Raw genomic sequence first — 13,932 nt, forward strand, 5'->3', positions numbered from 1 at the left:
TACCTCGATGTCCAGGGTTCAAGCCGCGCTGTGCGCGCGTTCGTCCAGCACCGCGAGGAGGTTGGCGGCCGCGCCCTTGCCCATGTTCACGTACGCGGCATCGCTCACGCCGCCGATATGCGGAGACAGAATCGCGTTGGGGATCTGCTGGAACGGGTGCGGCACCGCCATCGGTTCCACGTCGAAGCTGTCGAGCCCGGCCGCGCGCAAGTGACCGCTCGTCAGTGCGTCGGCAAGCGCGGCTTCGTCGATCAAGCCGCCGCGGGCGGTATTGACGAGGATCGCGCCGCGCTTGAAACGCGCGAGCGTGTCGCGGTCGAGCATCCGGCGGTTGTCGGCCGTCAACGGACAATGCAGCGACACGACGTCCGACTCCGCGTACAGCGTGTCGAGCGGCACCCGCTTCACACCGGCGGGCACTTCCTTCGCGAACGGATCGAACGCGACAACCTTCATGCCGAACGCCGCGCCGATCGCGGCCACGCGCCGGCCGATCGCGCCGAGCCCGACGAGGCCGAGCGTGCGGCCGTCGAGTTCGACGGACTTGTGCGTCGACTTGTCCCAATGGCCTTCGCGCATGCGGGAATCGAGCTGCGGAACCGACTTCGCACACGCGAGCAGCAGCGCCCATGCGTGCTCGGCGACGGCGGCCGCATTCGCGCCGACCGCGGCACGCACCGCGATGCCGCGTGCGGCGGCGGCGTCCTGATCGATCACGTCGATGCCGCTGCCGTGCTTCGAAATCACCTGCAGGTTTTCGGCGGCGTCCATGATGCGCGCGTTGATCTTGCCGTACCGGACGATGATCGCGACCGGCTTGTGCGCGATGCAGAGCGCGACGATGTCGTCTTCGGTCGGCTGCTTGCCGGCGAACACGACGTCGAACTGCGTGAGCATGTCGAGCGCTTGAGCCGCAAGGTCGGCGGCGGTCACGAGGACGACGGGCTTATGCGAAGCGGTCTGCATCACAGCGCCTCGCCTTCGGCCAGCATGCCGGCTGCGCGCAGTTCCTTCTCGATCCAGCCCGGACGAACGTCGCCCTTGTGGATCGCCGCGATACGCGCCGTTTCGGCATCGAGCTTTTTCTGCGCCAGATCGACGATGCGCGCGACGTCGGCGCGCGCAACGACGACGACGCCGTCGGCGTCGCCGACCACCAGGTCGCCCGGATTGACCGCCGTGCCGCCCAGCGAGATCGGCGCATTCACGCGCCCCGCGACACTTTTGGTCGGGCCGCACGGATTGAGGCCGGCCGAGAAGATCGGATAGTCGCCGTTGGCCAGTTCATGCGCATCGCGCACCGCGCCGTCGATGATGATGCCGGCGATGCCGCTCGCCTTCGCCTGCGCCGCCATGATTTCGCCGAGCAGCGCGCACGAGATGTCGCCCTTGCCGTCGACCACGACGACGTCGCCCGGCTTCGCGACGGCGAGCGCCGCATGGATCGCCAGGTTGTCGCCCACGCGGACTTCGACCGTGATCGCGGGGCCGGCGACCTTCATCTTCGGCGACAGCGGCCGCACGCGGCCATGCACGGTGCCGCGGCGGCCGGCGACGTCGGCCAGGATCGCCGCTTGATAGCGGGCGGCGGCCTGAACGAGTTCGGGCGACACGCGTTCGATGTCGCGAATGATCGGGGAAGTGCTGACGGGTGGCTTGCTCATGATTCGACCTCGGGTTGTGCGTTGTACTCTGTACAACAGCGGTGTACATCGTGAAATCACTATAACCAGAGGACGAGCATCATGGCACTGGCGTTTACCCTTTTACGTGGTAAACCAGCATTTTACTCTGTACAATCCCTGTTGCATGTCGACAGGAGAGAAGAGATGGGAAATGAAGGGGTCGTTGCCGTGGAAAAGGCGCTTTCGCTGCTGGACTGCTTCAAGCCCGGTGCCGAATCGCAGTCACTCGCGATGCTGTCGCAGGCATCCGGCATGCACAAGACGACGGTCTATCGGCTGATGAACTCGCTGGAGCGAATGGGCTATGTCGTGCGCGCGCAATCCGGCAACTATTCGCTGGGACATCGTGTGCTGTACCTCGGCAAGCTGTACGAGCAGTCGTTCCATCTGTCCACGGTGGTTGAACCGGCGCTGCATGCGCTGGCCGCGCTGACGAAGGAAAGCGCATCGTACTACGTGCACGACAGCGGCCAGCGGCTTTGCCTGTTTCGGGCCGAGCCGTCCGAAGGCCTGCGCGAAACGCGGCTCGCGGGGACGATGCTGCCGCTCGACGACACGGCCATCAGCCAGGTGATCCGCTTCTGGGGACTCGGCGAACCGATCTATGACAAGCCGCCTGCGCTGCCCCTCTTCACCGCGGGTGCGCGCGACGTGCACACGGCAGCGTTCGCGGTGCCGATCTTCGGCGCCGGCGACAAGTTCATGGCGGCACTGACGCTTTCCGGTCCTGCGTCTCGTCTCAGCGCCGCATACGAGTCGGGCGAGCTGGATCGACCGCAACTGGATGCGGCCGCCGATCTGTCCCGGAAGCTGGGCGCGAGTGTCGCGCTCTGCGAAAACATCTACGGCACCTGATCCTCGCGGCGACCAACGCATGGTTCAGGTCGGCGCTGAAGCAACAGCGGTTGCCCAAGTCGCCGCGCGTTGGTTCGAGCTGACGACTGGAACTGGCGATACAGCGCCGTTCCGCTACGCGTGCGTAGCGTGCCAACGCGGACTGTCTTGCCTGCCGGCATCGCGCTTCACGCAGAACAACGATGCCCGTCACCTCGGCGAAATCACAATCGCCGCCCGCCGATTCTGCGCCCGCCCGGCCGGCGTCCGGTTATCCCCTACCGGATCACGCTTCCCTTTCCCCGCGATCGCGATCTGCTTCGCATCCAGCCCGACGTCGACCAGCTCGGCGGCCACCACCTCCGCCCGCCGCTTCGACAACTCGAGATCGTATTTCTCCGTCCCGCTGTCATCCGAGTAGCCATACACCCGCACGCCGTTGATCCCCGACGACCGCAGCGTCCGCCCGATCCGTTCGACGATCCGCCGCACGTCCGGCCTGAGGTTGTACCGGTCGAAATCAAACAGAATGGGCCCGGTGGACCCGAACTCGAACCCCTGTCCAGTCTCCTGGAACCCGGCTGATTTCAGCGCCGTGACCTGCGTCTGCGTCAGCCCGCGATGAAGCGGCGGCGGCGGCGTCTTGCAGCCCCCCAGCAGCATGCCCAGCAGCAATGCGCTTCCCACGCACAGCCGCTCCATGCTTACAGGAAACGAGTGGTTCATTTCGCATCCCCTTCGAGTGCGCCCTTGTTGAACGCGCTTCTTGTCAATCGCTGCCGCGGCCTCGCCCGCGGCGCGAAACGTTCATCCTCAAGCCGATCCGACCACCCCCTCCGCCAATTGCCAGGAGCCGGGCCGCGCACGCTTGGCGCGGTACATCGCGGCATCCGCCGCCCGCAGCAGGCCGCTCGCGTCCGACGCGTGATCGGGATACAGCGCAACGCCGGCACTCATCATGGTGGCCACCATGCGGCCGTCGGACAGCTCGATCGACGGCGCCATGCCGGACAAAATCCCGTCGGCGATCCGGCATACGCTGCCCGCTTCGGGCACCGCCGCCAGCATCACCGCAAATTCGTCGCCGCCCAGACGGGCGACGAGATCGGCCTCGCGCACCTGCGTACGCAGCCGCGACGCGATGCCGACCAGCACCGCGTCGCCGGCATCGTGGCCGAGACAATCGTTGATTTCCTTGAAGCGGTCGCAGTCGAGATACAGGACGGCAACCCGCTGCCCCGTCAAAGTCGCGTCGCACAGCGCAAGCGCGAGGCGCGATTCGAACTGCGCGCGGTTGGGCAGCCCCGTGAGCGCATCGTGCGTCGCCTTGTGCTCGAGCGACGCGTTCTCGTCGCGCAGCGTGTTCTGCCAGTCCTCGAATTCGTCGAGCAATGCATTGAAGTCGTCGCCGAGCTGGTTCAGTTCGGCGATCGCCACCGGTTCGACGCGCCGTGCAAAGGCGCGCTCGCGCCGCACCGCGTGAGCGACGCCCGCCAGCGCGCGCAGCGGCGAAACGATGTTGCGCAGCAGACGCTTCGAGCTGACATACGCGCCGAACACGCTGACGGCCAGGCAGCCGAGAATGCCGCCCACGCCGCCAAGCAGGAAGCCGAAGAACTGATGGCCGCGCCCGCGCACGACGACGTGTCCGACAATGATGCCGTCGTGCAGCACCGGGACGGTCACCGGCCCGGGCAGCGCCGCATCCGCCACGGCGCGTTCGAGCCGCGCGATGCCGTTGCCGGCAGGCAATTGCCACGTCGCGAACAGTTGTCCCTTGCTGTCCGTGACGACCACCTGTGCGACATCCTCGTCGCTGGCGATCAATCCGATCGCCTCGTTCGCCGCGACGCGATCGCCGAACACGAGCGCCGCCTCGACCGTGTAACCGAGCGAGCGCGCGAGCAGGTTCAGGTTGTTGCCCGCGTACGCGCGCAACGCGATCACGGCGACGACGATCAACGACACGGCCGCCATCGTCACCGCGATGAACGCGAGGCGCAGGTGCGCCCGACGCAGCACGCTTTGCAGCGTCGGGCGCGGCATGCGGGAAGCGGAAACGGGGAGCGCGGACCGTGTCATGGCGTCACCGGCCGCCGGGCGAGATTGAGCACGTTCGGGTGCACACGCACGCCGCTGCGCGCGACGGCGTCGAGATTGATGTCGAACGACACGCGATCGCCGTCGACACTCAGGCAGAACATGCCGCCCGCGGTGCAGGACGGATCGTGTTCCGAGATCGTCAGCACCGGATGACCGGCCACCGCGGTTCTCACCCGCGCGCGTTCGTCGTTGCTCAGCGTGCCGAGGTAGACGATGTCGCATGCGATGCCGAGCGCCGGATCGTCGGGACGTACGCGCTGCACGTCGACCAGCGTCGAGCCGGCCTCCAGCGTGTCGGTCAGGCCGCGCGCGTAGTCGGGCCGGCCCGTGACGCACAGATGCAGGCGAACGGGCGTGGTCGGCCAGCGCGTGAAGCTGACGATGCCGAGCACGACCTGGCGCACGGCGGAGTCGTGTGAGGAATGGGCCGGGTCGGCGTGATCGACATGATCGGCAGGGCTTGCGGCGGCGGCGAGGTGCATGGGATCGACCGGAACGTCGGTATCGACGGGCGCCCCTGCGAGCACGGCGGGTGCCGCGCCCAACCAGCAAACGATTGCGAACAGCGCGTGGCGCAGCGAAGCGGCTCGGCCGAGACGGCCGGACACCGTCCGCGCGGCGATGGGCGCCGCGCCCGCTGACGTCGCTGCAGTCGCGAGACCGACAGCCGACGCGCACACTTTCGCATCCATGATGGCAACATCCGCTGGCGTCGCTCCGGCGCTGCCCCTCGCCTCTTCCCATGCGCGTGCAGGCACCGAATTACGCGCATGATGGCTTCATCTTAGGTAAAAATTCGGATGACCAAGCAGTGGGAAACACCCGATAAAACGTCGGAAAGTATGCGGAATCGGTGCGGCGTCACGATGATGCGAGCGAAGGCGATGACCGGCGTCGATCCGGTGTCGACGCCGGTAGATTGGTCAGCGGATTGGATGCCCGCGGGCGGCAAACTTCATACGTTCATGCGCGCTATGCGATCGCCGACAAATCGAACGGCGTCTCCCGCAGGCGCGTCCCCGTCAGCCTGAACCCCGCATTCGCAATCGCCGGCGTCACCGCCGGGCTCGACAGTTCGCCGACGCCGCCCGGCACGATGTGAATGTCGGTCTCTGGCATGTCGCTCATCCGCATCACGCGATACGTATCGAAGTTCGACTGCAGCACGCGGCCGTGCCGGAAATCGATGCGATCGGCCGTCGCATGGCCGAGCCCCCACATCAACCCGCCGTACCATTACTCGTCGCCCCCGGCCGGCGACACCGCGCTCCCGCAGTCGGCCACGCACGTGAGCCTCTCCATCTTCACCGCGCCGTCCTTGCGACTGTTCATCAGCTTCACGGGCCTGCTCGCCTTCACCGCACACCATGCCGCCTCGAACAGCCAGTACGTCGATTCGCGCGCACCGAAGCTGCCGCCCGACACGCGTTCGTGCAGCGTCACGCAATGCGCGGGAGTGCCGCCGTTACGCGCGAACACGGTGACGTTGATCGGCTCCGGCGGATTCGTGGCCGTGTGCGGCATCGAATACGACGCCTCGATCGTACGTGCGCGGGCCGCTTTCGCCTTCGCGGAATCGCCGTCAGCAATCGCCGGCACGACACGCGCGGCCGGGTCGGCGACCCATGCTGCCCGCCTCGCCGCGACGATCGCGAATCATCGTGCACGGGCCACGTTCCGCGTATCGGCACCGCCGCCGGCTTGGTCCTTCACGCCGCGGCGAGTATGCTTGTACGTCGAACGTTCTCCAACACGCGGCGGCACGACGATCGCGACACCACGCCCCCTGCCCCGCCAACCGCCCTTCACCATCGATGGATTTCGACGTAATCGTTCTCGGCGCCGGCATCGTCGGCGTGTCCGCCGCGCTGCATCTGCAGGATCGCGGACGCAAGGTTGCCCTTGTCGATCGCGGCGCGCCCGGCGAAGGCACGAGCTTCGGCAACGCCGGGCTGATCGAACGCTCGTCGGTCGAGCCGTATCCGTTCCCGCGCAGCCCGTTCACGCTCATGCGTTATGCGCTGAACCGCTCGACCGATCTCTACTGGCACAGCGCATCGCTGCCCGCGTTCGCGCCATGGCTCGCGCGGTTCTGGTGGGAATCGGCGCCGCTGCGCCACGCGGCCGCTTCGCGCGACATGCTGCCGCTGATCGAGCGCTGCATCGTCGAACACGACGCGCTGATCGCGCGGGCCGGCGCCGGCGAACTGATCCGCGCGACCGGCTGGCTGGAAGCGTTCCGCACGCCGGCCGCCTTCGAACGCGGCGTGGCCGAGGCCGGCCTCACCGCGCGCCGCCACGGGCTCGGCATCACGCCGCTCGACGCGGCCGCGCTGCACGCGCACGAGCCGAGCCTCGCACCCGGCTTCTGCGGCGCGCTGCACTGGCTCGATCCGAAAAGCGTCGTCGATCCGTCCGCGCTCGTCAAAGCGTATGCGCAACTGTTCGTGCAGGGCGGCGGCACGCTGCTCGGCGGCGACGCCGCCAGCCTCGACGCACTGTCGCCCGGCTGGCAGGTTCACACGCAGGACGGCCCGGCCGCCGCACCGGCCGTCGTCGTCGCGCTCGGCCCGTGGTCCGACATCGTGTTCGGCAAGTTCGGCTACAAGATCCCGCTGCGCGAGAAGCGCGGCTATCACATGCACTACGCGCCGTCCGCGCGCGGCGTGCCGTCGGCGCCGATCGTCGATCGCGAATACGGCTACGTGATCGCGCCGATGCGGCGCGGGCTGCGGCTGACGACGGGGGTCGAGATCGCGCGGCGCCGCGTGCCGCCGACCGGCGTGCAGCTCGAACGCGCGGAACGCGTCGCGCGGCCCGTGTTCGGTTTCGGCGAACGGCTCGACCCGCAGCCGTGGCTCGGCTTCCGGCCGTGCACGCCGGACATGCGCCCGGTGATCGGCCCCGCGCCCGCGCATCGCGGCCTGTGGTTCGCGTTCGGCCACAACCACCATGGGCTCACGCTCGGCCCCGTCACCGGCCGCCTGCTGGCCGAGATGATGACGGGCGAAGCGCCGTTCACCGATCCGGCGCCGTATCGCGCCGATCGTTTCTGAACAGGTGATCCGTCACCGCGCGCTCAGTCGAGCGCGCGGCCGAAGATCCGGATGACTTCGTCGAGGTGCTCGGCCATCGCGCGGCGCGCGGCGTCGGGATCGCGCGCACGGATCGCGTCGAGGATCGCGCGGTGTTCCAGCTCCGAGCGGTGCGGCATGTCGTTCGGCATGTACAGCGACTGCAGCCGCTGGAACATCAGGTCGTACTTGTGCGCGAGCAACTGCTTGATCATCAGCGCATACGCGGCGTTGTCGCTCGCTTCCGCGATGCGGATATGGAACAGCCGGTCGCCCGGGTGCGTGAGCGAGCCGCTGCGGTTGTCTTCCTGGTTGCGCAGGAACGCTTCGTGAATTCCTTCGATCTGCGCGTCCGAGCCGTGCTTTGCCGCGAGCGACGCCGCTTCCGGTTCGATCAGCCGGCGCGCCTGCAACAGCGCGAACGGCGGGATCTCGGTATCGAGGTCGAGCGCGATGCCGAGTTCGGGATCGATCTCGACGATCGAGAACGGCGCGACCGTCGCACGGGATACGGGTTCGGGCGCGGGCTCCGGCGCCGCGGCCGCTTCGGGATGACGCACCTTCACGCCGTCGCCGACGCGCACGCTGACGAGCCCGCTCACTTCGAGCGCGATCAGCGCCTCGCGCACCGACGTGCGCGACACGCCGAACTGCTCGGCCAGTTCGCGCTCGGGCGGCAGATAGCTGCCCGGCGGAAAATCGCCGGACTCGATCATCGCACTGAGCTTGTCGGCGATCTGCTGGTAGAGGCGGCGGTTCTGAATCGGCTGGATGGACATACGTTGACGCTGGTAATCGGTTTCGTTCCGGACGGTCTGACGAATCGCACAGACCGTTCGCGCCTATTTTATATGCCGCGCCTCACATCGCCCGGCACCGCGTAACAACGCGCGGCCGTGCCGCCCCACAGCGCGTTGCGCTCGGCCGCCGACAGCCGCGATTCGGCCCAGCGTTCGACGAGCGACGCCACTTCGTCATACGAGGCCGCCAGCAGGCACACGGGCCAGTCCGACCCGAACATCAGCCGCTGCGGCCCGAACGCGTCGAGCGCCGCGTCGAGGCACTGCTCGATGTGACGGATGTCCCGCGCGCGCAGGCCGCGCCGCCAGTCCGCCTCGGTCACGAGCCCCGACAGCTTGCATGCCACGTGCGGCAACGCGCCCAGCTCGCGCAGCGACGCGCGCCAGCGTGCGAGCGCCGTGTCGTCGCGCTCGAACTCGGTGAGCGCCGGCTTGCCCGCATGATCGAGCACGAGCCAGTGCGCATCGTGCGTCGCGCAGAACGCGCGCACGTCCGGCAACTGGCGCTCGAACACGAGCACGTCGTACACGTAACCATTCGCCTGCAGCCACGCGATGCCCCGATTGAAACCGGGATCGGCGACGAATGCGGCCACGTCGGCTTCGTCCTGCACCTGATGACGAAAGCCGCGCAGCTTCGGGCTGCCCCACGCGGCGACCCGCTCGGCCAGCCCGGGCGCGCCGAGATCCTCCCAGCCGACCACCGCCGCGATGCGGGCGTCGTCGCGCGCGAGATCGAGCAGGAACGCCGTCTCGTCGCGCCCGGCGCGCGCCTGCACCGCGATCGACGCGCCGAGCGCCTGCGCATGCATCTGCGGCCACAGCACGTCGGGCAGGTAGTCGCGTGCGAGCACGCCCATCCCGGGGCCGATCCACGGATAGTCGGCCGCGCGATAACGCCAGAAATGCTGATGGGAATCGATGCGCACTGCGCCCATGGTGCCCTCGTGTTCAGTCGCCGCTGTCGCGGCGGCGCGCGTCATCGCCGCCGCTCGTGCGCAACGCTCAGTCGTACAACACCGCCGCGATCTTCGGATCGTCGATATTGGTCTTGTCGTACCAGTAGAAACCGGTGTCGATGACCTTCGGCAGCTTCTCGCCCTTGATCGCCTTCACGGCCGCCTCGACGGTCTTGTAGCCGATCCCGATCGGGTTCTGCGTGATCGCGCCGGCCATCAGCCCGCTGCGGATCGCGTCCTTCTGCTGCTTGCCGGAATCGTAGCCGACGATCACGACCTTGCGCTTCATCTCGCGCACGCCGTTGACCACGCCGATCGCCGAGCCTTCGTTGGTGCCGAACAGCCCCTTGAGCTTCGGATACGCCTGCAGGATCGACTTCGTCACCTCGGTCGACTTCAGCTGGTCGCCTTCGCCGTACTGCACGGTCACGACCTGCACCTTCGGGTGCGCCGCCTTCATCCGCTCGAGAAAACCGTCGCGGCGGTCGATGCCGGTACGGCTCGTCTGGTCGTGCGCGACCACGGCCACCTCGCCTTCGTCGCCGATCAGCGCGGCGAGCTTGTCGGCGGCGAGCGCGGCGGCCGCCTTGTTGTTGGTCGCGGCGGTCGTCACCGGGATGTCGCTGTCGACGCCCGAGTCGAACGCGATCACCGGGATCTTCTCGGCCTGCGCCTTCTTCAGCAGCGGCAGCGCGGCCTTGCTGTCGAGCGCCGCGAAGCCGAGCGCGGCCGGCTTCTTCGCGATCGCGGCCGACAGCATGTCGATCTGCTTGTCGACCATCGCCTCGGTTTCCGGCCCCTCGAACGTCACCTTCACCTTGTAGTCCTTCGCGGCCTGCACGGCGCCCGACTTCACGGCCTGCCAGAACTGATGCTGGAAGCCTTTCGAGATCAGCGGGATATAGGCTTCCTGCGCCTGCGCGCCGGCCGTGACGCCGACGGCGAACGTCAGCCCGACGATCGCGTTCAACACCTTGCTCCTGATCACTTCGCGTCTCCTTGGTTGGATTCTTCTGGATGCCGGCCGGGCCGGCGGTGAAGCGGATGCCTGCGTGCAGGCGTGCGTCAGCGGCGGCGCCGGCGCAGGATGTCGACGTACACGGCGAGGATGATGATCACGCCGGTCACGACCGTCTGCCACTCCTGCGCGACCGACATGATGCGCAGGCCGTTGGTCAGCACGCTCATGATGAACGCGCCGATGATGGTGCCGACGATGCTGCCCGCGCCGCCCGACAGCGACGTGCCGCCGATCACGACGGCCGCGATCGCATCGAGCTCGTAACCCTGCCCGAGCGCCGGCTGCGCGGAGTTCAGCCGCGACGCGATCAGCAGGCCGGCGATCCCGCACACCGCGCCGCTGAACGTGTAGACGGCGATCTTCCATGCATCGACGTTCACGCCGGACAACCGCAGCGCTTCCTCGTTGCTGCCGAGCGCGAACGTGTAGCGGCCGAAGATCGTCCGGTTCAGCACGATCGACGCGCCGATCGCGACGAGAAACAGGATCAGCACCGCGTTCGGAATCGGCAGCGCGGGGATCAGGTTGCCGATCAGCGAGTCCTGCGCGATCGACGTGAAGCCCGGCGTGTCGTTGAAGTAGATCGGCCGCGTGCCCGAGATCACGAGCGACAGACCCTTGAGCAGCATCATCATGCCGAGCGTCGCGATGAACGGCGGCACCTTCATCTTCGCGATCACGAAGCCCGACACGCAGCCCGACAACGCGCCGAAGCACAACGCGGCCAGGATGCCGAACGGCAGCGGCATCCCCCATTTCGTCAGCACGACGCCGGCCATCACCGCGCAGAACGTCATCAGCGTGCCGACCGACAGGTCGATGCCCGACGTGATGATCACGTACGTGCAGGCGACGGCAAGCACGCCATTGACCGCGGTGGCCTGCAGGATCGACACGAGGTTGTCGACTTCGAGAAAGTTCGGCGAACCGAAGCTGAAGAACACGATCAGCAGCACGAGGCTCGCGAACGCGAGCAGCTTCTGGCGCGCGGCGGGGTTGAAGAAGCGCGCGCGAAAACCGGGCGCGGCGGCCGGCGTGTCGCCGGAAGCGAGGGGCGGGACGGGATGCGTATCGTTGGACATGGTAAGCGTCTGAATCAGGACAATACGGTCGACTCGCGCTGCGTCGCGAGCTGCATGATCTTCTCCTGCGTGGCGTCGGCCGCACGCAATTCGCCGGTCACGCGCCCTTCGCACATCACGAGAATCCGGTGGCTCATGCGCAGCACCTCGGGCAGTTCCGACGAGATCATCACGATCGCCTTGCCGTCGGCGGCGAGCGCGTCGAGCAGCTTGTAGATCTCGCTTTTCGCGCCGACGTCGATGCCGCGCGTCGGCTCGTCGAAGAACAGGATGTCGCAGTCGCGCAGCAGCCATTTCGCGATCACGATCTTCTGCTGGTTGCCGCCCGACAGCAGCCGCGCGGGCTGCGTGACCGACGGCGTGCGGATCGCGAGCCGCCGCACGTACGACTGCGCGGTGTCGCGCATCTTGCGCGCATCCAGGAACGCACCGCGATGCAAGAAACGGCGCATGCTCGCCAGCGCGACGTTGTTCTGCACGTCCATGCCGACCGCGAGCCCGAAGTGCTTGCGATCCTCGGACAGGTAGCCGATCCCGTGCCTCACCGCGTCAGCCGGCGTGCGGATCGTCACGGTGCGGCCGTGCACGCGAATTTCACCGGCATCGATCGGGTCCGCGCCGAACACCGCGCGCGCGACCTCGGTGCGGCCCGCGCCCATCAGCCCCGCGAAGCCGAGGATCTCGCCGCGCCGCAGCGTGAAGCCGACATCGCGGATCGCACGCCCGCGCGACAGCCCGCGCACCTCGAGCGCCACGTCGTTCGACGACGTATCGGGCGGCGTGCGCGCTTCCGTTTCGAGCTGGCGCCCGACCATCATCGAAATGATCGTCTCCATCGACGTGCCGGCCATCGGCACGGTCGCGACGTACTTGCCGTCGCGCATCACGGTCACGCGATCGGCGATCTGGCGCAGTTCGTCCATCTTGTGCGAGATGTAGACGATGCCGACGCCGTTCGCCCGCAGGTCGCGGATGATGCGGAACAACTCGCCGATCTCCGCGTTGTTCAGCGCGGCGGTCGGCTCGTCCATGATCAGCACGCGCGAATCGAACGACAGCGCCTTCGCGATCTCGACCATCTGCTGCTTCGCGACCGTCAGCCGGCCGACCGGCGTGCGCGGATCGAGATCGAGCCGCATCCGCCGGAAGATCGCGGCGGCATCGCGATTCAGCTTGTCTTCGTCGACGAACACGCCGAGACGGCCGCGCGGCTCGCGGCCGATGAAGATGTTCTGCGCGACGCTCAGGTGGTTCATCAGGTTCAGTTCCTGATGAATGATGCCGATCCCGAGCGCCTGCGCGGCGCGCGGATCGGCGATCTCGACCGGATGGCCGTCCATCCGGATCTCGCCGTCGTCGCGCGGGTACACGCCCGCGAGGATCTTCATCAGCGTTGACTTGCCGGCGCCGTTCTCGCCCATCAGCGCATGCACTTCGCCCGCGCGCAGGTCGAAGCGGCAATCATCGAGCGCCTGCACGCCCGGGAAGCGCTTGCCGATGCCGGTCAATGCAATCAGCGGCGGCGCGAGGTTCGGGTGGAGGTCGGGTTGCATCGCTCGCGGCCCTCAGCTGATCGCACGGTCGAGATGCGTATAGCCGCCGTCGACGAACAGCCACTGGCCCGTCGTGTGCGACGCGCGCTCCGACAGCAGGAACACCGTCGTGTCGGCGATCTCGTCGGCCGTCGTGAAGCGCCGGCCGAGCGGCACCTTGCCCGCGATCGCCGCGAGCTTCGTCTCCGGATCGTCGAAGCCGTCGATCCATTTCCGGTACAGCGGCGTCATTACCTCGGCCGGGATCACCGCGTTCACGCGCACGCCGTCGTCGCGCAACGCGACGGCCCATTCGCGCGTCAGCGCGAGCTGCGCGCCCTTCGACGCGCAGTAGCCGCTCGTGTTGCCCTGCCCGGTCACGGCCGTCTTCGACGAGATGTTGACGATCGCGCCGCGCGCCGCCTTCAGGTGCGGCACGCAGTAGTGCGCCATCACGTAGTAGTGGACCAGATTGCGTTCGAGCGACGCGACGAACGCGTCGCGGCCCGCATCGAGCCCGACGCTGTCGTTGACGCCGGCGTTGTTGACGAGCCCGTCGAGCCGACCGAATCGCGCGACGGTCCGCGCGACCGCGTCGCGGCACTGCGCATCGTCCTGCAATTCGACGGACACGCACGCGGCGTTCGGCTGCTCGCGCGTGAGCGCGCGCCAGAACGCGTCGTCGGGCGCGTGCCGCGCGAACACCACCGGTATCGCGCCTTCGCCGGCCAGCCGCATCGAGATCGCGGCGCCGATGCCCGACGCACCGCCGGTCACGATCACGACCTTGTCCTGCAGATTCAGATCCACTTCGCGTCTCCGTCGTTCATGTTGTCGGCACG

At 67.8% G+C, this 13,932-nt stretch carries 13 protein-coding genes and 1 pseudogene; 2 read left to right on the forward strand and 12 right to left on the reverse strand.

The window, feature by feature from the left end:
• Positions 1-18: 18 nt before the first annotated feature.
• Both AC0KUR_RS06975 and AC0KUR_RS06980 read right to left on the reverse strand, forming a co-directional pair.
• Positions 19-966: a hydroxyacid dehydrogenase gene (locus AC0KUR_RS06975; RefSeq protein ID WP_034186218.1), complete on the reverse strand. Its 948-nt coding sequence runs from the start codon at positions 964-966 to the stop codon at positions 19-21.
• The gene (locus tag AC0KUR_RS06980) at positions 966-1,664 is read right to left on the reverse strand and encodes an RraA family protein (protein ID WP_034186141.1); all 699 of its coding nucleotides are present in this window, start codon (positions 1,662-1,664) and stop codon (positions 966-968) included. The genes AC0KUR_RS06975 and AC0KUR_RS06980 overlap by 1 nt, the downstream gene beginning before the upstream one ends.
• Positions 1,665-1,829: 165 nt before the next feature.
• Between AC0KUR_RS06980 and AC0KUR_RS06985 the strand changes: the two genes are divergently transcribed.
• On the forward strand, positions 1,830-2,540 hold the full coding sequence (locus tag AC0KUR_RS06985; protein ID WP_034186140.1) for an IclR family transcriptional regulator: 711 nt from the start codon (positions 1,830-1,832) through the stop codon (positions 2,538-2,540).
• Positions 2,541-2,729: 189 nt separating this feature from the next.
• Here the strand turns inward: AC0KUR_RS06985 and yfiB are convergent, their stop codons facing one another.
• The 4 genes and pseudogenes from yfiB to AC0KUR_RS07005 form a co-directional block, all read right to left on the reverse strand.
• Entirely contained in the window at positions 2,730-3,245 is a 516-nt protein-coding gene (gene yfiB, locus AC0KUR_RS06990) for an outer membrane lipoprotein YfiB (RefSeq protein ID WP_473375598.1), read from the reverse strand.
• Between the two features lie 87 nt (positions 3,246-3,332).
• Entirely contained in the window at positions 3,333-4,601 is a 1,269-nt protein-coding gene (gene dgcN / locus AC0KUR_RS06995; RefSeq protein WP_034186138.1) for a diguanylate cyclase DgcN/YfiN, read from the reverse strand.
• On the reverse strand, positions 4,598-5,314 hold the full coding sequence (gene yfiR / locus AC0KUR_RS07000; protein ID WP_049028291.1) for a regulatory sequestration protein YfiR: 717 nt from the start codon (positions 5,312-5,314) through the stop codon (positions 4,598-4,600). The genes dgcN and yfiR overlap by 4 nt, the downstream gene beginning before the upstream one ends.
• Before the next feature lie 280 nt (positions 5,315-5,594).
• Positions 5,595-6,269 (reverse strand): annotated as a pseudogene (locus AC0KUR_RS07005) (molybdopterin cofactor-binding domain-containing protein); the annotation flags it as partial.
• Between the two features lie 167 nt (positions 6,270-6,436).
• Between AC0KUR_RS07005 and AC0KUR_RS07010 the strand changes: the two are divergent.
• Positions 6,437-7,678: an NAD(P)/FAD-dependent oxidoreductase gene (locus AC0KUR_RS07010; RefSeq protein ID WP_059556886.1), complete on the forward strand. Its 1,242-nt coding sequence runs from the start codon at positions 6,437-6,439 to the stop codon at positions 7,676-7,678.
• A gap of 23 nt (positions 7,679-7,701) precedes the next feature.
• Here the strand turns inward: AC0KUR_RS07010 and AC0KUR_RS07015 are convergent, their stop codons facing one another.
• From AC0KUR_RS07015 to AC0KUR_RS07040, 6 genes are all read right to left on the reverse strand, one after another.
• On the reverse strand, positions 7,702-8,475 hold the full coding sequence (locus AC0KUR_RS07015) for a FadR/GntR family transcriptional regulator (protein ID WP_034186133.1): 774 nt from the start codon (positions 8,473-8,475) through the stop codon (positions 7,702-7,704).
• Positions 8,476-8,543: 68 nt separating this feature from the next.
• Complete coding sequence (locus tag AC0KUR_RS07020) at positions 8,544-9,434, reverse strand: L-fucono-1,5-lactonase (RefSeq protein WP_059556967.1); 891 nt, start codon at positions 9,432-9,434, stop codon at positions 8,544-8,546.
• 67 nt (positions 9,435-9,501) lie between these two features.
• Positions 9,502-10,443 (reverse strand): ABC transporter substrate-binding protein, encoded by a 942-nt coding sequence (locus tag AC0KUR_RS07025; RefSeq protein WP_049029304.1) that lies wholly within the window; start codon positions 10,441-10,443, stop codon positions 9,502-9,504.
• A gap of 77 nt (positions 10,444-10,520) precedes the next feature.
• The gene (locus tag AC0KUR_RS07030) at positions 10,521-11,558 is read right to left on the reverse strand and encodes an ABC transporter permease (protein WP_034186131.1); all 1,038 of its coding nucleotides are present in this window, start codon (positions 11,556-11,558) and stop codon (positions 10,521-10,523) included.
• A gap of 14 nt (positions 11,559-11,572) precedes the next feature.
• Positions 11,573-13,111: a sugar ABC transporter ATP-binding protein gene (locus tag AC0KUR_RS07035; RefSeq protein ID WP_069705470.1), complete on the reverse strand. Its 1,539-nt coding sequence runs from the start codon at positions 13,109-13,111 to the stop codon at positions 11,573-11,575.
• A gap of 12 nt (positions 13,112-13,123) precedes the next feature.
• Positions 13,124-13,900 (reverse strand): SDR family oxidoreductase, encoded by a 777-nt coding sequence (locus tag AC0KUR_RS07040; RefSeq protein ID WP_473375599.1) that lies wholly within the window; start codon positions 13,898-13,900, stop codon positions 13,124-13,126.
• Positions 13,901-13,932: the final 32 nt, after the last annotated feature.

The organism is Burkholderia sp. YHN3-13, from assembly GCF_055810675.1.

What these genes read in the sequence shown, in the direction of transcription:
- AC0KUR_RS06975 (WP_034186218.1), bottom strand. Translation starts at nt 966, where the DNA reads ATGCAGACCGCTTCGCATAAGCCCGTCGTCCTCGTGACCGCCGCCGAC.
- AC0KUR_RS06980 (WP_034186141.1), bottom strand. Translation starts at nt 1,664, where the DNA reads ATGAGCAAGCCACCCGTCAGCACTTCCCCGATCATTCGCGACATCGAA.
- AC0KUR_RS06985 (WP_034186140.1), top strand. Translation starts at nt 1,830, where the DNA reads ATGGGAAATGAAGGGGTCGTTGCCGTGGAAAAGGCGCTTTCGCTGCTG.
- yfiB (WP_473375598.1), bottom strand. Translation starts at nt 3,245, where the DNA reads ATGAACCACTCGTTTCCTGTAAGCATGGAGCGGCTGTGCGTGGGAAGC.
- dgcN (WP_034186138.1), bottom strand. Translation starts at nt 4,601, where the DNA reads ATGACACGGTCCGCGCTCCCCGTTTCCGCTTCCCGCATGCCGCGCCCG.
- yfiR (WP_049028291.1), bottom strand. Translation starts at nt 5,314, where the DNA reads ATGGATGCGAAAGTGTGCGCGTCGGCTGTCGGTCTCGCGACTGCAGCG.
- AC0KUR_RS07010 (WP_059556886.1), top strand. Translation starts at nt 6,437, where the DNA reads ATGGATTTCGACGTAATCGTTCTCGGCGCCGGCATCGTCGGCGTGTCC.
- AC0KUR_RS07015 (WP_034186133.1), bottom strand. Translation starts at nt 8,475, where the DNA reads ATGTCCATCCAGCCGATTCAGAACCGCCGCCTCTACCAGCAGATCGCC.
- AC0KUR_RS07020 (WP_059556967.1), bottom strand. Translation starts at nt 9,434, where the DNA reads ATGGGCGCAGTGCGCATCGATTCCCATCAGCATTTCTGGCGTTATCGC.
- AC0KUR_RS07030 (WP_034186131.1), bottom strand. Translation starts at nt 11,558, where the DNA reads ATGTCCAACGATACGCATCCCGTCCCGCCCCTCGCTTCCGGCGACACG.
- AC0KUR_RS07035 (WP_069705470.1), bottom strand. Translation starts at nt 13,111, where the DNA reads ATGCAACCCGACCTCCACCCGAACCTCGCGCCGCCGCTGATTGCATTG.